Source organism: Streptomyces exfoliatus (assembly GCF_000725545.1).
Classification (GTDB): Bacteria; Actinomycetota; Actinomycetes; order Streptomycetales; family Streptomycetaceae; genus Streptomyces; species Streptomyces exfoliatus.
The window spans coordinates 158,811-178,899 of record NZ_JNZP01000013.1; the positions used below are offsets into that span (position 1 = coordinate 158,811).

The following is a 20,089-nucleotide window of genomic DNA, read 5'->3' on the forward strand; positions in this document are numbered from 1 at the left end:
CGCTCGAAGGGGAGCTTGCCTGTGAGACAGCGCCGAAGGATTCCTCGCCTGATCGGATCCCTCCTCCTGTTCGCCACCGCCGGCGTCGCCGTCGGTCAGACACCCGCCCACAGCAGCTCCGCCGCCGAACCCGAGGTCCGCCCGCTCGGCCGCATCGTGCCCGTACCCGCGTCCGTGGCCCCCGGGGGCGAGCCGTACACCCTCACCCACGCCACCCGCATCGGCGTGGACGCCGCCTCCCGCGAGTCCAAGGCCCTCGGCCGCTACCTCGCGGGACTGCTCCGCCCCGCCACCGGCTTCCCGCTCCCCGTCGTCGACCAGGCCGCGGCCCGCGGCGGCATCAGGCTCCGGCTCAGCCCCGAGGAGACCGCGCTCGGCGACGAGGGCTACCGCCTGCGCTCCGCGCCCGAGGGCCTCACCCTCACCGCCCGGGAACCCGCCGGACTCTTCCGCGGCGTCCAGACCCTGCGCCAGCAACTGCCCGCCGCCGTCGAGCGCAAGAGCGTCCAGCCCGGACCCTGGAAGATCGCCGGCGGCACGATCACCGACAGCCCGCGGTACTCGTACCGGGGCGCCATGCTCGACGTCTCGCGCCACTTCTTCACCGTCGACGAGGTGAAGCGGTACATCGACCAGCTCGCGCTCTACAAGATCAACACCCTGCATCTGCACCTCTCCGACGACCAGGGCTGGCGCATCGCCATCGACTCCTGGCCCCGCCTCACGACCTACGGCGGCTCCACCGAGGTCGGCGGCGGACCGGGCGGCTTCTACACCAAGGACGAGTACCGGGAGATCGTCCGGTACGCCGCCTCCCGCTACCAGGAGGTGATCCCCGAGATCGACATGCCCGGCCACACCAACGCGGCCCTCGCCTCCTACGCCGAGCTCAACTGCGACGGCGTCGCCCCGCCCCTCTACACCGGCACCAAGGTCGGCTTCAGCTCCCTGTGCGTGCCGAAGCCCGTCACGTACGACTTCGTGGACGACGTGATCCGCGAGATCGCCGCCCTCACCCCCGGGCGCTACCTCCACATCGGCGGCGACGAGGCGCACTCCACCAGTCACGCCGACTACGTGGCCTTCATGGACAAGGTGCAGCCGGTCGTCGCCACGTACGGCAAGAGGGTCGTCGGCTGGCACCAGCTGACCGGCGCGAAGCCCGCCGACGGCGCGCTCGTCCAGTACTGGGGCCTGGACCGCACCCCGGCCGCGGAGAAGGAGCGCGTCGCCGCGGCCGCGCGGAACGGCACCGGCCTGATCCTCTCGCCCGCCGACCGCACGTACCTCGACATGAAGTACACGAAGGACACGCCGCTGGGCCTGGCCTGGGCCGGGTACGTCGAGGTCCAGCGGTCGTACGACTGGAACCCGGCCACGTACCTGCCGGGGGTGCCGGAGAGCGCCGTCCGGGGCGTCGAGGCACCGCTGTGGACGGAGACCCTGGCCACGACCGACGACCTCGACGTGATGATGTTCCCCCGCCTGCCGGGCGTGGCGGAACTGGGGTGGTCCCCGGCGGAGACCCACGACTGGGAGACGTACAAGGTGCGCCTCGCGGAACAGGCCCCGCGCTTCGACGCGCTGGGCATCGACTACTACCGCTCGCCGCAGGTGCCGTGGCCGGCGGGGTAGTACGCCCACGCACGCGGAACGCCCGGCCGGTTCGCTTCCGGCCGGGCGTTCCGCGCGGGTGGGGGCGCCAGGACGGTTCCCCTTCCTCGCCGGTGGATCAGAAGGCGTCGTTGAGGCCCCACCATTCGCCGTCGTTGCGCTCGCCGGCCGCGAAGCCGCCGGTGCCGAGACCGCGGTAGCCGACCAGCCATCCCCAGTGCCCGCTGCCGCCGTCGATGACGTAGTTGCTGTTGGTGACGGTGGAGAGGTCGGGCCGGCCGTCGCCGGTGGTGTCACCGACCGCGAGGAAGCTGTCCATCGCGTTCCAGCCGCCGGAGCCGACCATCCGGCCCGTGCCGTCGCCGGGCAGGAACCAGAGGCGCCCCACCAGGTCCCGTACGAGGGCGTCGGCCCTGCGGTCGCGGTTCATGTCACCGAAACCGGCCACCGTCGGGGACGTCTCCGCGTACCACCGGGGGTACGCGGCCTGGGAGCACTCGCGCTCCGTCCGGACGAACTTCAACGAGGCGATCGTGGTCGTCCCGCCGGAGGTCCAGGAGCCGTTGGAGGACGGATTCTCCGACCAGTAACCGTTGTACGCCTTGTAGTCCGGGGGCTCGTACAGGCAGGCGTACACGGACGTCCGGTTGATGTACGAGCCGAACCGGGTGCCCCACGAACCCGTCGTGGCCATGTTCGTCTTCGTCTTGAGCATCGAGCCCTGGGCGTTCTCCTGCGTCCAGGCACAGAAGTAGTCCGCCGGGCGCGGGGTCAGTGCCCTCCGAGGCCCGGGAGGCACGTGCCGTCCATGGTGCGGCCGGCGACCTCGGTGGTGGCCCGGCCCTGCCCGTCGATACCGCCGTTGACGCAGACCTTGCCCTCGCCGCCGCCGAGTTCGACGTACTCACCGCGTTTCCGGTACTCGACCCTGTTCGGCTCCAGACCGAGAGCGGCGGCGGCCGCCGCCCGGACCTCGGCCTCACCGGCCGAGGTGCCGGCGAGCCCCCGCAGGGCCTTGCCGAGGGCCTCCGCCTTGCCCCGCGCCCCGGCGCGCTGCTCCTCGGAGATCGCCATCTGACGCCGGTAGCCGTGGTTCTCCGCGTACTTCTGGGCCGGGTCCTGGGAGATGCACGGCGTCCGCGGGTCGACCGGAGGCTCGTTGGGCCCCGGGCAGTACCGCATGCCCTCGGAGGTGCCCGTCGCACGCGGGTCGTCACGGGGGTCGGCGCAGCCGCCGAGGAGGCCGACGAGCAGGAGCGTGCCGAGGGCGGCGGTACGGAGGAGGTGACGGCTCATGTCCCTCATCCTGCGGACCGGAGCCGGTCTCCAGGCCTGATTCCCCCGAGATGTGACCGAGCCGTGGCCGGCCGGACCGCACAGGTCAGGGGCTGGGGCCCGTCCGGCGGATCATGGCCTATCCGACCCTGATCCGCCGGACAGGCCCTAAGCTCCGTGGATGGAGCGAGCTGAGATTCTGAGGCGAGTGATCGGCATTCTGACGGAGGCTCAGGAGATCCGGCGGGCGGTGGAGGACGAGGACGCGGAGGTTCCGGAGTCGCCGTCGGAGGTCGAACCCCGGGTGATCACGCAGATGCTGAACGAGATGCTGCCCCACATCAGGGTGCCGGCCGACGCCACTCCGCAGGAGGTGACCCACCTCCTCGCCACGGCTCTCGGTCCCGCGCTGTACACCATGGTCTCCGGGTTCACCCTGGCCTTCACGAGTCTCGCCATGGCCCACGACGAGGGGCGGACCGACGTCTCCTCGGCCGAGGTGCTGCAGACCCTCGCCCTCCAGGTGGAGGCGGGCCGCTTCGACGAGGGCGCCTGAACGGCCCTCTCTCCCGACCGCGGAAGAGATCTCTCCCGACTGCCGAAGAAAGACGCGAGCCCCGGCGGAGGACCGTACTCCGGCGGGGCTCGCATCGGTAGGGGGGTACCGGCGTCAGGCGAACCGCGCGATCGGGTTCGCCAGGTCGCCGACCAGCTGGAGGGCCGCCGACGGGTCCGCCAGGTCGACCATCTGCTTGTTGTTGCGCAGCTGGAGGCGGTTCAGGGCCGACAGCGCGAACGTCTCCGCGAACATGTCGTACTGGGCGAACCGGTCCGCCAGTTCCGGCTTCGACGCCTCGTAGGCGCGGACGCACTCCGCCACCGTCCGCCAGAAGTCGTCCTCCGCGAGGACGCCCTCCGCCGCCAGGGTCGCGCCCATGAAGCGGAAGAAGCAGTCGAAGACGTCCGTGAAGACCGAGAGGAGCTTCATGTCCTCCGGGATCTCCGCGCGGACGCGCTCCACCGCCGGCGGCAGGACCGCCGTCGGGTCCATGACGACGATCTCCTCCGCGATGTCCTTGAAGATCGCCCGCGCCACGGCGCCGCGCTCGTCGAGGACCAGGATCACGTTCTCGCCGTGCGGCATGAACGCCAGGTCGTACGCGTAGAAGCTGTGCAGGACCGGGAGGAGGTACGCGTCCAGGTACTGGCGCAGCCAGACGGACGCCTCCAGACCCGATTCCTTGATCAGGGCGCCCGCGAACGACGCTCCCGCGTGGTCCACGTGGAGGAGGGAGGCCATCGTCGCCAGGCGCTCCCCCTCGGCGAGCGACGGCACCGGGGACTCGCGCCAGAGCGCCGCCAGCATCTTGCGGTACGGCGAGTAGCGGTCGGTCGCGGCCTCGTACTCCAGGTGCCGGTAGCCGACGGCCGCCCGCTCCCGGATGATCGAGAACCGGGCCGCCGCGAAGACGGAGTCCGACTCGATGAGCTGGTGCAGCCAGTCGTTGATGGCCGGCGTCGCCTCCATGTACGCGGCCGACAGACCCCGCATGAAGCCCATGTTGAGGACCGACAGGGCCGTCTTCACGTAGTGCTTCGACGGGTCCGAGGTGTTGAAGAACGTACGGATCGACTGCTGCGCCAGGTACGTGTCGTCGCCCTCGCCCAGGTAGACGAGACGCTGCTGCGCGACCTCGGCGGCGAAGGTGACCGACAGCTTGTTCCACCACTGCCAGGGGTGGCAGGGCATGAGCAGGTAGTCGGCCGGGTCCAGGCCGCGGGCGGTCAGCGTCGCCGCGAAGCCGTCCACCGTCGCGTCGCCCAGCTCCGCGCGGATGAACGTCTCGTACTCGAGGTCCGCGCCCGCCGTGAACGTGGTGCGGTCGCGGCGCGCCGCCAGCCAGATCAGGTGGATGTCGCTCGCGGCCTCGGGGGCGTACGCGCGGAACTCGTCGACGCCGAAGCCGAGCCGTCCGTTGTTGGCGACGAAGCAGGGGTGGCCCTCGGTCATGCCCGTCTCGATGGCCTGGAACCCGGCGTGGGCCAGCTCGGCGGACGTCACCTGCGGCTTGGTCGACTTGTAGGCCGTGCCGGCAAGGGTGGAGGAGATCTCCTCCAGGTACACCGGCAGGACCTCGTCGCTCAGGCCGAGGGCGCCGCGCAGTTCGGTGATGAACTGCAGCGCGTCGAGCGGGAGCTGCTCGTCGCCGCGGTGCCGGCTGATCGACTCGGGGTAGACCTGCCAGTGGTCGAGGGCGAACCGGTCCGCGGTGAAGCGGTACTCGGTCACGCCGTCGTCGGCGAGGACCTTGTAGCGGCTCTCGCCCAGCTCGCGCGGGTCGAGCAGCCGCTCGTGGGCGAACTCGGCGAGTCCCTTGCGGATCAGGGCGCGGTTGGCGTCGGCCCAGCGCTCGGGGGTGAGGTGGGCGACGGGATCGGTGAGGGTCATACGGTCGCTCCCACTGCCGCCTCGAACTGCTCCCGGGTGCAGAAGCTCAGCAGGGCCTTCTTCTCCGGCTTCTGGATCTCCCGCTCGGGCACGAACCCGACGGCCTCGTTGAGGGCGTGGACGGCCTTGTTGGACACGTCGGGCTCGACGACCACGCGCACGGTCGCCGGGTCGGCGAACAGCTCCGCCATCACGGCAGTGATCACGGTCCGGGTGAAGCCGTGCACGGGGGTGTCGGTGGGCGCGACGAGGAAGTGCATGCCGACGTCGCCGGGCTGCGGCTCGTAGAGGCCGACCAGCTCCAGCCGCGAGGGGTCGTACCGCTCCATCAGGAAGGCGGGCTCGCCGTCGACGAGGCCGATGAAGGCGTCGTGGTGCGGGTGTGCGGTGATCGCCGTGTACTCGCGCTCGACGTCCTGGAGGGTGGCGCCCTGCATCATCCAGAAAGCGGCTTTGGGGTGGGTGACCCACGGGTGGATCAGCCGGGCGTCCTTCGACGGGTCGAAGGGACGTATCGATACGGTCATGCCGCGAACTCCTGGAAAGCGATGGTCTTCTCGACGGGGTAGTAGTCGTATCCCAGCATCGCCCCGATGATGTACGCGTTGCGGTACGCCCCCATGCCGAGGTCGGGCGAGGTGATCGAGTGGGTGTGCACGCCGGCGTTCTGCAGGAAGACGCCGCGGCCGGTCGTGTCGATCGCGTAGTTGCGGGCCACGTCGAAGCGGCCCTGTCCGTCCCACTTGAGGCGGTCGCGGACCGGCTCAAGGAAGGCGGGGACGGCGTACTTGTACCCGGTGGCGAGGATCAGGCCCTCGGTCTCCAGGGTGAAGTCCTTCTCCTGCTCCTCCTGGCGGAAGCCGAGGGTGTACGTGCCCGTCTCCGCGTCGTACGCGGCCTCGTTCAGGGCGGAGTTGGTGAGGAGCCGGGTGGGCACGGGGCCGTTCAGGTTCTTCTGGTAGAGCAGGTCGAAGATGGCGTCGATCAGCTCGCCGTCGATGCCCTTGAAGAGGCCCTTCTGCTGGGTCTCCAGGCGGTAGCGGGTCTGCTCGGGGAGCGCGTGGAAGTAGTCCACGTACTCCGGGGAGGTCATCTCCAGGGTGAGCTTGGTGTACTCCAGCGGGAAGAAGCGCGGGGAGCGGGTCACCCAGTTCAGCTTGTAGCCGTGGACGTCGATCTCGCTCAGGAGGTCGTAGTAGATCTCGGCGGCGCTCTGGCCGCTGCCGACCAGGGTGATCGACTTCTTCTTCTGCAGCTCCTCCTTGTTCGGGAGGTAGCGCGAGTTGTGGATCAGGTCGCCGCCGAGCTCCTGGCAGGTCTCGGGGACGTACGCCGGGGTGCCGGTGCCGAGGACGAGCTTCCGCGAGCGGAACGTTTCTCCGGCCTCGGTGGTCACCACGTACACCTCGGTGGCCTCGTCGAAGGTCACGGTGGCGACGGTCGTCGAGAAGCGCACCGAGGAGAGCTTCCCCGCGGCCCAGCGGCAGTAGTCGTTGTACTCGGTCCGCAGCGGGTAGAAGTTCTCCCGGATGTAGAACGAGTAGAGCCGGCCCTTCTCCTTCAGGTAGTTCAGGAAGGAGTACGGCGAGGTCGGGTCGGCCATCGTGACCAGGTCCGACATGAACGGCGTCTGGAGGTGGGCGCCTTCGAGGAACATCCCCGAGTGCCACTCGAAGTCCGGCTTCGACTCCAGGAAGAGGCCGTTCAGCTCGTCGATCGGCTCGGTCAGGCAGGCGAGTCCGAGGTTGAACGGACCGAGCCCGATGCCGATGAAGTCGTACGTCTCGGTCGTCTCAGGCGTGGACAAGGGTCTCTCCCAGGTACTGCTCGGCGTGGCCGGCGATCAGATCGAGAACGGCGGCGATGTCCGCCACGGTGGTCTCGGGGTTGAGCAGGGTGAACTTGAGGTACTGGCGGCCGTCGACCTTGGTCCCGGCGACGACGGCCTCGCCGGAGGCGAACAGGGCCTTCCGGGCGTGCAGGTTGGCGCGGTCGATGTCCTCGGGGGAGGTGACGGCCTCCGGGATGTAGCGGTAGACGAGCGTGGAGAGCTGCGGCTCGACCACGACGTCGTAGCGCGGGTCGGCGGCGAGCAGCGCGAAGCCCTCGGCGGCCAGGTCGCAGACCTCGTCGAAGAGCTGTCCGACGCCGTCGGCGCCCATCACGCGCAGGGTCATCCACAGCTTGAGCGCGTCGAAGCGGCGGGTGGTCTGGAGCGACTTGTCGACCTGGTTGGGTATCTGCTCGGCGACCGTGCGGCGCGGGTTCAGGTAGTCCGCGTGGTAGGTCGCGTGGCGCAGGGTGGCCCCGTCGCGGACCAGCACGGCCGAGGAGCTGACCGGCTGGAAGAAGGACTTGTGGAAGTCGACGGTGACCGAGTCGGCCCGCTCGATGCCCTCCAGGAGGTGGCGGCGGGTCGGGGAGGCGAGCAGGCCGCAGCCGTAGGCCGCGTCCACGTGCATCCAGGCGCCGTACTCGTCGGCCAGGGCGGCGATCTCGGGCAGCGGGTCGATGGAGCCGAAGTCGGTGGTGCCGGCGGTGGCGACGATCGCCATCGGGACGAGGCCCTCGGCGCGGCAGGCGGCCAGCTCGGCGGCGAGGACGACGGACTGCATCCGCTTGTTCCGGTCGACCGGGATGGAGACGACGGCGTCGTGGCCCAGGCCGAGGAGGGTGGCCGACTTCTGGACGCTGAAGTGGCTGCACTCGGAGGAGAAGATCCGGAGCCTGGACAGGTCGTCCGTCTTGGCCTCCTCGCGGGCGAGGAGCAGGGCCTGGAGGTTGGACTGCGTGCCGCCGCTGGTGAACACGCCGTCGGCGGCCGGGCCGAGGCCGATGCGGCCGGTGGTCCAGTCGACGAGCTTGCGCTCGATGAGGGTGCCGCCCGCGCTCTGGTCCCAGGTGTCGAGCGAGGAGTTGACCGCCGAGAGGACGGCCTCGCCGAGGACGGCGGGGATGACGACCGGGCAGTTGAGGTGGCCCAGGTAACGCGGGTGGTGGAAGTAGACGGCGTCGCGGAGGTAGACGCTCTCCAGCTCGTCCAGGGCGGCGGAGGAGTCGCCGAGCGGCCGGTCGAGGTCGACGGCGTCGATGACGGGGCCGAGGTCGGCGGGCGTCACACCGGTGAACGGGCCGCGCGTAGAGGCGAGTTTGGCCGCCACGCGCTCGACCCCTTCGGTGACGGAGCGGCGGTAGCTCTCCGCCGTGGCGTCATTGAGCAGGTGCGAGCGCATGTGGGGGGCCTCCGGGCAGCAAAGAGGGGCGAGGGGCGGCGATGCGTTATTAGGTTAGCCTAACCTAATAACGCATCGCAACGTTCCCTCGCCCCTCTCAGGTCACATAAGGGGAGTGGAAGTTGGGCGAGCGCCTACGCGTCTTCCTGCGTCTCGTCCGGCACCTCGCGCAGCGCGTCCTCGGAGAGTCCCTTGCGCCAGTAGCCGACGAACGTCACCCGGCGGCGGTCGAGTTCGCGCTCCCGCACGAAGTGCCGGCGCAGCGCCTTCACCGCCCCGGACTCGCCCGCGATCCACACGTACGGGGCCTCGCCGGGCAGTTCGGCGTCGCGCACCGCGTCCACGGCGGACGGCGCCCCCTCCTCCCGTACGAGCCAGGTGACGGTCGCGTCGGCCCGCGTCGCGAGCTCCGCCCGGTCGCCCGAGTACGGCACCTCCAGGAACACCTGGGCGCGCGTCTCGGCCGGCAGCCACTCGAGGATCGCCGAAGCGGCGGGAAGGGCCGTCTCGTCCGCCCAGATCAGCACGGAGTCGGCGTCCTCGGGCAGCCGGAAGCGGACACCGGTGTTGTCGGCGACCGCCGGGCCGAGCACGACCACCCGGTCGCCGGGCTTGGCCTGGGCGGCCCAGCGGCAGGCGGGTCCGCCGTCCTCGTGCAGGGCGAAGTCGATGTCGACCTCGTTCACCGGCTCCGTGCGCTGCTCGCGGACCGTGTACGAGCGCATGACGGCCCGCTCGTCCTCGGGCAGCGCCCGCCAGGCGCCCAGGATCGCGTACATGTCCGGGTTGTCGAGCGGCGGCAGGACGGGCGCCTCCTGGCCGGGGTGCGGCAGGAAGAGGGAGAGCGACTGGTCGCGGCCCCCGGCGGCGAAGTTCTTCAGGTCGTCCCCGGTGAAGGTGACCCGGACCAGGGACGGGCCGAGGCGGCGGGTCCTGTCGACCTGGAGGCGGAAGAACTGGAAGGGGGCGGTCTCGGCGTGCGTCATGGGGCAGGACACCTTTGCGGTACGGGCGAGGGGTCGCTCCGAGGGGAGTCAAAGGTAGGTTAGCCTAACCTCATGACGGAGGGTAAGGGTGGGGGCCACAGGACGACGCCCGCCGCCCCGGAGGGGGGGCGACGGGCTCCGCGTGGCGGGGGAGTCCGGCCTGATCCGCCGGACACGACCTAGGCCTTCAGGCCCAACTCCCGTGCGATCAGCATCCGCTGGACCTCGCTGGTGCCCTCGCCGATCTCCAGGATCTTCGAGTCGCGCCACATCCGGGCCACCGGGTACTCGTTCATGAAGCCGTAGCCGCCGTGGATCTGGGTCGCCTCGCGGGCGTTGTCCACCGCCACCGTGGAGGAGTACAGCTTCGCGATGGCCGCCTCCTTCTTGAACGGCTCGCCGAGCACGAGGCGCGAGGCCGCGTCCCGCCAGCCGATCCGGGCCATGTGCGCCCGCATCTCCATGTCGGCGATCTTGAACTGGATGGCCTGGTTGTCGCCGATCGGACGGCCGAAGGCGTGACGTTCCTTCGCGTACTTCACCGACTCGTCCACACAGCCCTGCGCGAGCCCCGTCGCGAGCGCCGCGATGGCGACCCGGCCCTCGTCGAGGATGCGGAGGAACTGGGCGTAGCCGCGGCCCTCCTCGCCGAGGAGGTTGGCGGCCGGGACCCGGACGTCGTCGAAGGCCAGCTCACGGGTGTCCGAGGCGTTCCAGCCGACCTTCGAGTAGGGCGCGGCGACCGTGAAGCCCGGGGTGCCGGACGGCACGATGATCGAGGAGATCAGCGGACGCCCGTCGGGCTTGCGGCCGGTGACCGCCGTGACCGTCACCAGACCCGTGATGTCCGTACCGGAGTTGGTGATGAAGCACTTCGAACCGTTGATCACCCACTCGTCGCCGTCGCGCACGGCGGTGGTGCGGGTGCCGCCCGCGTCCGAGCCGGCGCCCGGCTCGGTCAGACCGAACGCGCCGAGCAGCTCACCGGCGCAGAGCCGCGGCAGCCACTCCCGCTTCTGCTCCTCGGTGCCGAAGAGGTGGAGCGGCATCGCGCCGAGCGAGACACCGGCCTCCAGGGTGATGGCCACGGAGGAGTCGACCCGGGCCAGTTCCTCCAGGGCGATCCCGAGCGCCAGGTAGTCGCCGCCCATGCCGCCGTACTCCTCGGGGAACGGCAGTCCGAACAGGCCCATGCGGCCCATCTCGCGGACGATCTCGTAGGGGAACTCGTGGCGCTCGTAGTAGTCGCCGATCTTCGGCGCCACCACGTCGTGGGCGAACGCCTCGACGGTACGGCGGAGTTCCTCGTGCTCAGCGGTGAGCCGGTGGTCGAGGGTCATGGCTGGGGTCACTCCTTGTGGGAGAGGGCGCGGACGGTGCGGGAAGGGCTGGGCCTGCCCAGGTGGTCGGCCATCCACGCGCTCGTGGCGGTGAGGGCGGCCAGGTCGATCCCGGTCTCGATGCCGAGACCGTCGAGCATCCACACGAGGTCCTCGGTGGCGAGATTGCCCGTCGCGCTCTTCGCGTACGGGCAGCCGCCGAGGCCGCCCGCGGAGGCGTCGACGGTGGTCACCCCGTGGCGCAGGGCGGTCAGGGTGTTGGAGAGGGCCTGGCCGTACGTGTCGTGGAAGTGCACGGCGATACGGGAGGTGGGGACGCCTGCCTCGTTCAGCGCGGTCAGGAGCGCCTGGACGTGGCCCGGGGTGGCGACCCCGATGGTGTCCCCGAGGCTCAGCTCGTCACAGCCCATGTCGGCGAGCGCCTTGGTGACCCGGACGACCTGCTCGATCGGGACGGCGCCCTCCCAGGGGTCGCCGAAGCACATCGACAGGTAGCCGCGGACCTTGAGCCCCGCCTCTATGGCCCGGGTGACCGTCGGGGCGAACAGCGCGAGGGCCTCGTCGACGGTCCGGTTGAGGTTGGCCTTCGCGAAGGACTCGGTGGCCGAGGCGAACACGGCGATCTCCCGGACGCCGAGCGCCAGCGCCCGGTCCAGGCCCCGTTCGTTCGGCACGAGCACCGGGAGGCGCACCGGCAGGTCGCGGACGAGCGGGAACAGCTCCTCCGCGTCCGCCAGCTGGGGCACCCACTTGGGGTGCACGAAGCTGGTCGCCTCGACGGTGGAGAGGCCCGCCGCCGCGAGGCGGCGCACGAACTCCGCCTTCACGGCCGTCGGGACGAGCGTCTTCTCGTTCTGCAGCCCGTCCCGGGCCCCCACCTCGTGGATCCGGACCCGGGCGGGGAGTCCCGGTTCGGGCACGGTCATGGGCAGACTCATGCGGTGTCCTCCTCGCGGGGCGCCACCACGGCCAGGATCCGGTCCATGGCGACGGTGGTGCCGGGGGTGACGTCCAGTTCGGTGACGGTGCCGGCGTGCGGGGCGGAGATGACGTGCTCCATCTTCATCGCCTCGACGACCAGCAGGCTCTGTCCGGCCTCGACCTCGTCCCCGACGGCCACCTTGACGACGGTGACGGTGCCGGGCATCGGCGCGGCGAGCGTGTCGGCCCCGCCGTGCTTCGCCCCGCTGAGCGCGGCCTCGACGGGGTCGTGGTCGAGGACGTGCCAGGAGTCGCCGTCACGGCCGAGCCAGTTGCCGGCGCGGTGGAAGTGGTGGACGAGCCCGTCCACCGTGACCGTCACCGCGGTCTGCGTGACCCGGGCGCCGGCCGGCGCCTCCACCGTGACGGGTTCACGTCCCGACACGCGTACGGGGAAGGGCAGCGGAGACGGACGGCCGCCCAGGCGCCAGCCGCTCGGCCGCGAGAACGGGTCCGTCCAGCCGTCCTTGGGCGCCGGGGCCAGCGCCGCGAGCCGTACGGCCGCCGCCGCCGCGTACACCTCCTCCGGTACGCCCTCGGGGACCAGGCTCTCCGCGTCCCGCTCCACCAGGCCGGTGTCCAGGGCGCCCGTCACCACGTCCGGGTGGGCCAGGAGCCTGCGCAGGAAGCCCGCGTTCGTCGGGACGCCGAGGGTGACCGTTTCGGCGAGGGCCGCGCGCAGCTTGCGGAGGGCGGTGGGGCGGTCCTTCGCGTGGACGATGACCTTCGACAGCATCGGGTCGTAGAGGGAGGAGACCTCGGTGCCCTCGCTCAGGCCCGAATCCGTACGGACCCCGTTCCCCTGAGGCTCGTTCAGGGACAGGACCGTGCCGCCCGACGGCAGGAAGCCCCGGGAAGGGTCCTCCGCGCACAGTCGGGCCTCGATCGCCCAGCCGTCGAGCCGGACGTCGTCCTGCGTGAAGTCGAGCGGCTCCCCGGCGGCCACCCGCAGCTGCCACTCCACAAGGTCGACGCCGGTGATCAGCTCGGTCACCGGGTGCTCGACCTGGAGCCGGGTGTTCATCTCCATGAAGTAGTACGACGAGGGGTCGACGCCCGGCACGATGAACTCGACCGTGCCCGCGCCCACATAGCCGCAGGAGCGGGCCGCCTCGACCGCCGCCGCGCCCATCGCCGCCCGGATCTCCGGGGTGAGGAGGACGCTCGGCGCCTCCTCGATGATCTTCTGGTGGCGGCGCTGGAGCGAGCACTCGCGCTCGCCGAGGTGGACCACGTTCCCGTGGGCGTCGGCGAGGACCTGGATCTCGATGTGCCGGGGCCGGTCGATCCACCGCTCCACGAGCAGCGTGTCGTCACCGAAGGAGGAGCGGGCCTCGCGGCGGGCCGCCGCGATCTCGTCGTCAAGCGTCGCCAGGTCGCGGACGAGGCGCATGCCCTTTCCGCCACCGCCCGCCGAAGGCTTCAGGAGCACGGGCGCGCCCAGCTCGCGGGCCGCCGCCTCCAGTTCGGGGTCGGCCGCGCCGGGGACGACCGGGACGCCCGCCGCCTTGACGGTCTCCTTGGCCCGGATCTTGTCGCCCATCAGGGAGATCGCGGAGGCCGGGGGGCCGATGAAGACCAGACCGGCGTCCGCGCAGGCCTGCGCGAAGGCGGTGTTCTCGGCGAGGAAGCCGTAGCCGGGGTGGACGGCCTGCGCGCCGGTGCGGGCCGCTGCTTCGAGCAGCGCCGGGACGGACAGATACGACTCGGAGGCCGGCGGCGGGCCGATCCGTACCGCCGTGTCCGCCTCCCGTACGTGCCGGGCGTCGGCGTCCGCGTCGCTGTACACGGCCACCGAGCGCACGCCGAGCGCCCGCAGCGTGCGGATGACCCGGACCGCGATCTCGCCGCGGTTGGCGACGAGCACGGTGTCGAACATGCTGTGCTGGAACAAGCTGCGCATCTCCTGGGAGCCCCTCACATCCGGAAGACGCCGAACTGGGGGTCACCCAGGGGCGCGTTGGCACAGGCGGTCAGGGCGAGGCCGAGGACCTGCCGGGTCTCCGTCGGGTCGATGACCCCGTCGTCCCAGAGCCGGGCGGTCGCGTAGTAGGCGCTGCCCTGGGTCTCGTACTGCTCGCGGATGGGGGCCTTGAAGGCCTCCTCCTCGTCCGCGCTCCACCCGTCGCCGAGCTGGTCGCGCTTGACGGTCGCGAGGACCGAGGCGGCCTGCTCGCCGCCCATGACCGAGATCTTGGCGTTGGGCCACATCCACAGGAAGCGGGGGGAGTACGCCCGGCCGCACATCGAGTAGTTGCCCGCGCCGTACGACCCGCCGACGACGACCGTCAGCTTCGGCACCCGGGTGGTGGCCACGGCCGTGACCATCTTGGCGCCGTGCTTGGCGATGCCGCCGTGCTCGTACGCCTTGCCGACCATGAAGCCGGTGATGTTCTGCAGGAAGACGAGCGGGATCCCGCGCTGGTCGCACAGCTCGATGAAGTGCGCGCCCTTCTGGGCGGACTCGGCGAACAGGATGCCGTTGTTGGCGACGATGCCGACCGGGTGCCCGTGGATCCTGGCGAAGCCGGTGACCAGGGTCTGCCCGTACTCGGACTTGAACTCCTGGAAGCGCGAGCCGTCCACGACCCGGGCGATGACCTCGCGCACGTCGTACGGGGTGCGGGAGTCCACCGGCACCGCGCCGTAGAGACCGTAGGGGTCGACCTTCGGCTCCTCGACGGGCTCCACCGACCACGGCAGCGGGCCGCGCTCCGGGAGCGTGGCGACGATGTTCCGCACGATCCGCAGCGCGTGGGCGTCGTCCTCGGCCAGGTGGTCGGTGACGCCGGAGATCCGGGAGTGGACCTCGCCGCCGCCCAGCTCCTCCGCCGTGACGACCTCGCCGGTGGCGGCCTTCACCAGGGGCGGTCCGCCGAGGAAGATCGTTCCCTGGTTCCGCACGATCACGGCCTCGTCGCTCATCGCCGGGACGTACGCGCCGCCGGCCGTGCACGAGCCGAGGACGGCGGCGATCTGCGGAATGCCCGCGCCGGACATCCGGGCCTGGTTGTAGAAGATCCGGCCGAAGTGCTCCCGGTCGGGGAAGACCTCGTCCTGCATCGGCAGGAAGGCACCGCCCGAGTCGACCAGGTAGAGGCAGGGGAGACGATTCTCCAGCGCCACCTCCTGGGCGCGGAGGTGCTTCTTCACCGTCATCGGGTAGTACGTGCCGCCCTTGACGGTCGCGTCGTTGGCGACGATCACGCACTCGCGCCCGCTGACCCGGCCGATGCCGGCGATGACGCCGGCCGCCGGGGCCTGGTCGCCGTACATGCCGTTCGCCGCGAGCGGGGCGAGCTCCAGGAACGGGGATCCCGGGTCGAGGAGGGTGTCCACCCGGTCCCGGGGCAGCAGCTTGCCGCGCGCGGTGTGCCGGGCCCGGGACTTCTCACCCCCGCCCAGGGCGGCCGCCGCGAGCTTGGCGCGCAGCGTCGCGGCCAGCTCGTGATGCGCCGCCTCGTTCGCCCGCCAGGCCGGCGAGGCGGGATCCGCCGCACTCGTCAGCACAGGTGCCTGCTGCATCCCTCGAGCTCCCTTGCTCGGTTAATGAGCGTTAACGTATGTCGTTCAGGTTAACGACCGCTAACCGGGTTGTCTAGAATCGACTTATGACCACGACCCCGTTCGCCAGTGGCAGGACCGATGCCCCGACGCGGCGCGAGCAGATCCTCAAGCAGGCCGCGCGCCTCTTCGCCGAGCGCGGCTTCCACGGCGTGGGCGTCGACGAGATAGGAGCCGCCGTCGGCATCAGCGGCCCCGGCCTCTACCGGCACTTCCCCGGCAAGGACGCGATGCTCGCCGAACTCCTCGTCGGCATCAGCGAACGGCTCCTCGACGGCGGGCGGCTGCGGGTCGGCGAGACCACCGGCGACCCCGAGGCCCTCCTCGGCGCCCTCATCGACGGGCACATCGACTTCGCCCTCGACGACCGGCCGCTGATCACCCTCCACGACCGCGAGCTCGACCGGCTCAAGGACGAGGACCGCAAGCGGGTGCGGCAGCTCCAGCGGCAGTACGTGGAGCTGTGGGTGACGGTGGTCCGCGAGCTGTACCCGGACGCGGCCGAGAGCGAGGTGCGGACGGCGGTCCACGCCGTCTTCGGCCTGCTGAACTCCACCCCGCACCTGGCGGCGGTCGGCCGCCGCTCCATGGAGGACCTGCTGCGCAGGCTGGCCCACGGGGCGTTCGGGGCGCTGGCGGGGTAGCCGTTCCCGGGGCGGAGCGGGGGTTCGCGGGGGCCGCTTCCCGGGCGGGGCGGGGGTCCACGGGGCGAAACGTGTGCCCATCGCCTCCGCCGCTCGGACAGAATGTGGTCCATGCCGATACTCAGCCGTGACGCCCTCGTCGAGCACCTCGTCCGCACCAGGATCGCGGGAGACGTCGCCACCCCGCGCGACAACAACCTCTCCCACTACCGCAAGCTCGCCAACGGCGACCGGCACTACTGGCTCGGCCTGGAGCTCGGTGACCGCTGGGTCGACGAGCAGGACGTGCTCGCCGTCATGGCCGAGCGCTGCGGGGTCATCGACGACCCGGCCCACCGGACCGGCCAGGACACCATCGACCCCGAGCTGACCGTCGACGGCCTCGACCGGCTGGCCGCCCGGCTGCGCAAGGCCGCCGCCGGCAAGGAGCGGGTCCTCTTCGCGACCGGCCACCCCGGCGCGCTGATCGACGTGCACAGCCGGGTCGCCGCCGCGCTGCGCGCCCAGGGCTGCGACATCGTCCGCATCCCGGGCGGGCTCGTCGCCGACGAGGGGTACGTCGTGCAGTTCGCGGACGTCGCCGTCTTCGAACGCGGCGCGAGCCTCTGGCACACCCACTCCCCGGAGCCCATGAACGCGATCCTGGACGCGCTCGGCGAGGACGGCCGCCCCGACCTGGTGATCGCGGACCACGGCTGGGCGGGCCGGGCGGGCCAGCGGGGGATCGACTCGGTCGGCTACGCGGACTGCAACGACCCGGCGCTGTTCCTCGGCGAGGCGGAGGGCACGATGCAGGTCACGATCCCGCTCGACGACCACGTCCTCGACCCCCGCTTCTACGAGCCGATGACGGCGTACACGCTGAACGCGGCGGGCCTGGGCATCTGAGCGTTCACCCGTCGGTACGGGGCTGTGCCACCCCCGGGGTCGGGTTCACGCCCGGAGTCGGGTTCACGCCCGGGGTCGGGTCCAGGTAGACCCGGCGGATCGCCGGGAAGCGTTCGCGGAGCTGGGACTCCGCGTCCTCGCAGGCCCATTCCACCTGCGCCGCCGACGCCACGTCCCGGAAGTCGACCTTCGCCGCGATCAGGACCTCCCCCGGTCCCTGGATCAGGGTGGTCAGGTCGAGGACGTCCACGACGTGCGGGACGGAGAGCAGCTCCTCGCGGACCTCGTCCCGCATCTGCCGGGGCAGCGGGCGGCCGATGAGGAGTTCGGCGTTGGAACGGCCGAGCACCCAGGCCACGTACACGAGCAGGACGCCGATGAGGATCGAGGCGACGCCGTCCCAGACGCCGGAGCCGGTGATCTGGCCGCCGAGCAGGCCGCCCGTGGCGAGCATGAGGCCCGCGAGGGCGGCGGAGTCCTCCATGACGACCGCCTTGACGGTGGTGTCGGGGGTGAGCCGCAGGTACCTCGCGAAGGGCGCCTTCATCCGCTCCGCCTCGGCCTTGACCTGACGGATCCCGGTCCGCAGCGAGAAGCCCTCCAGGACGAAGGCGACGCCGAGGACGATGTACGAGATCAGCGGGTCGCCGAGTTCCTCGCCGTGGGTGAGGGTGTGGATGCCGTCGTAGACGGAGAAGACCGCGCCGCCGACGAAGGTGGCGACGGCCGCGAGCATCGCCCACACGTACCGCTCGCCGGCGTGTCCGACCGGATGGTCCTCGTCGGCCGGCTTCTCGCTCCGCTTGAGCGCGGTGAGGAGCATGACCTCGGTGACGGTGTCGGCGAGCGAGTGGGCCGCCTCGGACAGCATCGCGCTCGATCCGCTGACGACCCCCGCGACGGCCTTGGCGGCGGCGATCCCGAGGTTCGCCACCGCCGCCACGATCACGGTGAAGGTGCTCTCCCCGTTCCCGGAATCCGTCCCCGAATCCGTCCCCGAATCCGTCCCCGAACCCGTCCCCGAATCGTTTGTCATGACATCGGACGGTATGTCCGTACGTCAGCGCGGGACGCGAACGACACCCTCCTGGATGACGGAGATCGCGAGCTTCCCGTCCCGGGTGAAGATCCGGGCCTGACCGAGGCCGCGCCCGCCGGACGCGGTCGGCGACTCCTGGTCGTACAGGAGCCACTCGTCGGCCCGGAAGGGGCGGTGGAACCACATCGCGTGGTCCAGGGACGCCCCGACCACGTCGCCGAGGGCCCAGCCGCCGCGCCCGTGGGCGAGGAGGACGGAGTCGAGCAGGGTCATGTCGGAGACGTACGTGGCGAGGACGACGTGCAGCAGCGGGTCGTCGGTGAGCTTGCCGTTGGTGCGGAACCACACCTGCGAGCGCGGCTCGCGCGGCTCGCCGACGGAACCCCAGGGCGGGGTCTCGGCGTACCGCAGGTCCACCGCCGCGCGCGCCTCGACGAGCCGGGTCGCGATCTCCTCCGGCAGGTGCCGGGGAAGCATCTCGGCGGCCGTCGGCAGCGTCTCCGGGTCGGGCGCGGCCGGCATGTCCGTCTGGTGGTCGAGCCCCTCCTCGTACGCCTGGAAGGAGGCGGAGAGGTGGAAGATCGGCTGCCCGTGCTGGACGGCGACGACCCGGCGGGTGGTGAAGGACCGGCCGTCGCGGATGCGGTCGACCGTGTACACGATCGGCGCGCCCGGGTCTCCGGCGCGCAGGAAGTACGCGTGGAGCGAGTGCGCGAGGCGGTCGTCGGGCACGGTCCTGCCCGCCGCCACGAGCGCCTGGGCGGCCACCTGGCCGCCGAAGACGCGGGGGACGAGCGCGGAGCGGGACTCGCCCCGGAAGATGTCCCGCTCGATCTGCTCCAGGTCGAGCAGATCGAGCAGGTCATCCAGGGCGCTGTGCGCGTCGGGCACCTGTACCTACAGGCCCATCGACTTGGCGATGATCGACTTCATGATCTCGCTGGTGCCGCCGTAGATGCGGTTGACGCGGTTGTCGGCGTACAGGCGGGCGATCGGGTACTCGTTCATGTAGCCGTAGCCGCCGTGCAGCTGGAGGCAGCGGTCGATCACGCGGTGCGCGACCTCGGTGCAGAAGAGCTTGGCGCTGGCGGCCTCGGCCGGGGACAGCTCGCCCGCGTCGAGGGCCTCCAGGGCGCGGTCGGCGACGGCCTCGGCCGCGTCGACCTCGGCCTGGCAGGCGGCCAGCTCGAACTTGGTGTTCTGGAACGAGGCGACCGGCTTGCCGAAGACCGTGCGGTCCGTGACGTACTGCTGCGCGAACCGGACGGCGGCCTTGGCCTGCGCGTACGCGCCGAAGGCGATGCCCCAGCGCTCGGAGGCCAGGTTGTGGCCGAGGTAGTAGAAGCCCTTGCCCTCCTCGCCCAGCAGGTCCTCGACGGGCACCTTGACGTCGACGAAGGCCAGCTCGGCCGTGTCGGAGGTGCGCAGGCCCAGCTTGTCCAGCTTGCGGCCGATCGAGTAGCCCTCGGACTTGGTGTCCACCGCGAAGAGGGAGATGCCGAAGCGGCGGTCGTCCTCGGACGGGGCGGAGGTGCGGGCGCAGACGATCACGCGGTCGGCGTGGACGCCACCGGTGATGAAGGTCTTCGAGCCGTTGAGGACGTAGTGGGTGCCGTCCTCGGAGAGCTTGGCGGTGGTCTTCATGCCCGCGACGTCGGAGCCGGTGCCCGGCTCGGTCATCGCGAGGGCCCACATCTCCTCGCCGGTGACGAACTTCGGCAGGAAGCGCTTCTTCTGGTCGCCGGTGGCGAGCATCTTGATGTACGGCAGGGCGAGCAGCACGTGCACGCCGGAACCGCCGAACTGGACGCCCGCGCGCGAGGTCTCCTCGTAGAGGACGGCCTCGAACTTGTGGGTGTCCAGGCCCGCGCCGCCGAACTCCTCGGGGACGTTGATGCCGAAGATGCCCAGCTCGCCGAGCTTGTCGTAGAACTCGCGCGGCGCCTGCCCCGCGGCGAACCACTCGTCGTAGACGGGAACGACCTCGGCCTCGATGAAGGCGCGGATGGTCTCCCGGAACGCCTCGTGGTCCTCGTTGAATACGGTACGGCGCACGAGCCGCCTCCTCGGAGTCCT

General features: G+C 71.1%; 18 protein-coding genes. 4 read left to right on the forward strand and 14 right to left on the reverse strand.

All coding sequences use genetic code 11. From position 1 onward, the window contains the following. Positions 1-21: 21 nt before the first annotated feature. A complete protein-coding gene (locus IO20_RS0116505; RefSeq protein WP_030552882.1) occupies positions 22-1,635 on the forward strand; it encodes a beta-N-acetylhexosaminidase in 1,614 nt (537 codons plus the stop codon). A 97-nt stretch (positions 1,636-1,732) separates the two neighbouring features. On the opposite strand, the gene IO20_RS40730 is transcribed toward IO20_RS0116505, so the two are convergent. Together IO20_RS40730 and IO20_RS0116515 are read right to left on the reverse strand one after the other, a co-directional pair. Next, positions 1,733-2,413 carry a peptidase inhibitor family I36 protein gene (locus IO20_RS40730; RefSeq protein ID WP_106978634.1) on the reverse strand — a complete coding sequence of 227 codons (681 nt, stop codon included), beginning with the start codon at positions 2,411-2,413 and terminating at the stop codon, positions 1,733-1,735. Next, positions 2,386-2,910: a hypothetical protein gene (locus tag IO20_RS0116515; RefSeq protein ID WP_030552886.1), complete on the reverse strand. Its 525-nt coding sequence runs from the start codon at positions 2,908-2,910 to the stop codon at positions 2,386-2,388. The genes IO20_RS40730 and IO20_RS0116515 overlap by 28 nt, the downstream gene beginning before the upstream one ends. A gap of 187 nt (positions 2,911-3,097) precedes the next feature. On the opposite strand from IO20_RS0116515, the gene IO20_RS0116520 reads away from it, so the two are divergent. Next, positions 3,098-3,445 carry a hypothetical protein gene (locus IO20_RS0116520; protein ID WP_245684967.1) on the forward strand — a complete coding sequence of 116 codons (348 nt, stop codon included), beginning with the start codon at positions 3,098-3,100 and terminating at the stop codon, positions 3,443-3,445. Between the two features lie 114 nt (positions 3,446-3,559). Here the strand turns inward: IO20_RS0116520 and IO20_RS0116525 are convergent, their stop codons facing one another. The 9 genes from IO20_RS0116525 to IO20_RS0116565 all read right to left on the reverse strand — a co-directional run bounded on the left by IO20_RS0116525 (position 3,560) and on the right by IO20_RS0116565 (position 15,403). Beyond that, positions 3,560-5,338: an IucA/IucC family protein gene (locus IO20_RS0116525; RefSeq protein ID WP_030552890.1), complete on the reverse strand. Its 1,779-nt coding sequence runs from the start codon at positions 5,336-5,338 to the stop codon at positions 3,560-3,562. Further along, complete coding sequence (locus tag IO20_RS0116530) at positions 5,335-5,865, reverse strand: GNAT family N-acetyltransferase (protein WP_030552892.1); 531 nt, start codon at positions 5,863-5,865, stop codon at positions 5,335-5,337. The genes IO20_RS0116525 and IO20_RS0116530 overlap by 4 nt, the downstream gene beginning before the upstream one ends. After that, entirely contained in the window at positions 5,862-7,145 is a 1,284-nt protein-coding gene (locus IO20_RS0116535; RefSeq protein ID WP_030552894.1) for a lysine N(6)-hydroxylase/L-ornithine N(5)-oxygenase family protein, read from the reverse strand. The genes IO20_RS0116530 and IO20_RS0116535 overlap by 4 nt, the downstream gene beginning before the upstream one ends. After that, positions 7,132-8,571, reverse strand: coding sequence for a pyridoxal phosphate-dependent decarboxylase family protein (locus IO20_RS0116540; RefSeq protein ID WP_030552896.1), 1,440 nt, complete (start codon positions 8,569-8,571; stop codon positions 7,132-7,134). Before IO20_RS0116540 ends, IO20_RS0116535 begins: the two co-directional genes overlap by 14 nt. A gap of 134 nt (positions 8,572-8,705) precedes the next feature. After that, entirely contained in the window at positions 8,706-9,557 is an 852-nt protein-coding gene (locus IO20_RS0116545) for a siderophore-interacting protein (protein ID WP_030552898.1), read from the reverse strand. A gap of 179 nt (positions 9,558-9,736) precedes the next feature. Beyond that, positions 9,737-10,897, reverse strand: a complete 1,161-nt coding sequence (locus IO20_RS0116550; protein ID WP_030552899.1) for an acyl-CoA dehydrogenase family protein — start codon at positions 10,895-10,897, stop codon at positions 9,737-9,739. An 8-nt stretch (positions 10,898-10,905) separates the two neighbouring features. Then, positions 10,906-11,835 carry a hydroxymethylglutaryl-CoA lyase gene (locus tag IO20_RS0116555; protein WP_030552902.1) on the reverse strand — a complete coding sequence of 310 codons (930 nt, stop codon included), beginning with the start codon at positions 11,833-11,835 and terminating at the stop codon, positions 10,906-10,908. Further along, a complete protein-coding gene (locus IO20_RS0116560; protein WP_211270384.1) occupies positions 11,832-13,757 on the reverse strand; it encodes an acetyl/propionyl/methylcrotonyl-CoA carboxylase subunit alpha in 1,926 nt (641 codons plus the stop codon). Before IO20_RS0116560 ends, IO20_RS0116555 begins: the two co-directional genes overlap by 4 nt. Before the next feature lie 38 nt (positions 13,758-13,795). Beyond that, on the reverse strand, positions 13,796-15,403 hold the full coding sequence (locus IO20_RS0116565; protein WP_030552906.1) for a carboxyl transferase domain-containing protein: 1,608 nt from the start codon (positions 15,401-15,403) through the stop codon (positions 13,796-13,798). Between the two features lie 86 nt (positions 15,404-15,489). Between IO20_RS0116565 and IO20_RS0116570 the strand changes: the two genes are divergently transcribed. Beyond that, positions 15,490-16,086, forward strand: a complete 597-nt coding sequence (locus IO20_RS0116570; RefSeq protein ID WP_030213334.1) for an SACE_7040 family transcriptional regulator — start codon at positions 15,490-15,492, stop codon at positions 16,084-16,086. 111 nt (positions 16,087-16,197) lie between these two features. Then, the gene (locus IO20_RS0116575) at positions 16,198-16,974 is read left to right on the forward strand and encodes a phosphatase (protein ID WP_030552908.1); all 777 of its coding nucleotides are present in this window, start codon (positions 16,198-16,200) and stop codon (positions 16,972-16,974) included. A 4-nt stretch (positions 16,975-16,978) separates the two neighbouring features. On the opposite strand, the gene IO20_RS0116580 is transcribed toward IO20_RS0116575, so the two are convergent. Genes IO20_RS0116580 through IO20_RS0116590 form a run of 3 tightly spaced genes read right to left on the reverse strand, consistent with a single transcriptional unit; the run spans position 16,979 to position 20,068 of the window. Beyond that, positions 16,979-18,010, reverse strand: coding sequence for a cation diffusion facilitator family transporter (locus tag IO20_RS0116580; RefSeq protein WP_051874609.1), 1,032 nt, complete (start codon positions 18,008-18,010; stop codon positions 16,979-16,981). A gap of 24 nt (positions 18,011-18,034) precedes the next feature. Continuing rightward, on the reverse strand, positions 18,035-18,904 hold the full coding sequence (gene tesB, locus IO20_RS0116585; protein WP_030552912.1) for an acyl-CoA thioesterase II: 870 nt from the start codon (positions 18,902-18,904) through the stop codon (positions 18,035-18,037). Positions 18,905-18,910: 6 nt separating this feature from the next. Next, positions 18,911-20,068 carry an acyl-CoA dehydrogenase family protein gene (locus IO20_RS0116590; RefSeq protein WP_030552914.1) on the reverse strand — a complete coding sequence of 386 codons (1,158 nt, stop codon included), beginning with the start codon at positions 20,066-20,068 and terminating at the stop codon, positions 18,911-18,913. Positions 20,069-20,089 lie beyond the last annotated feature (21 nt).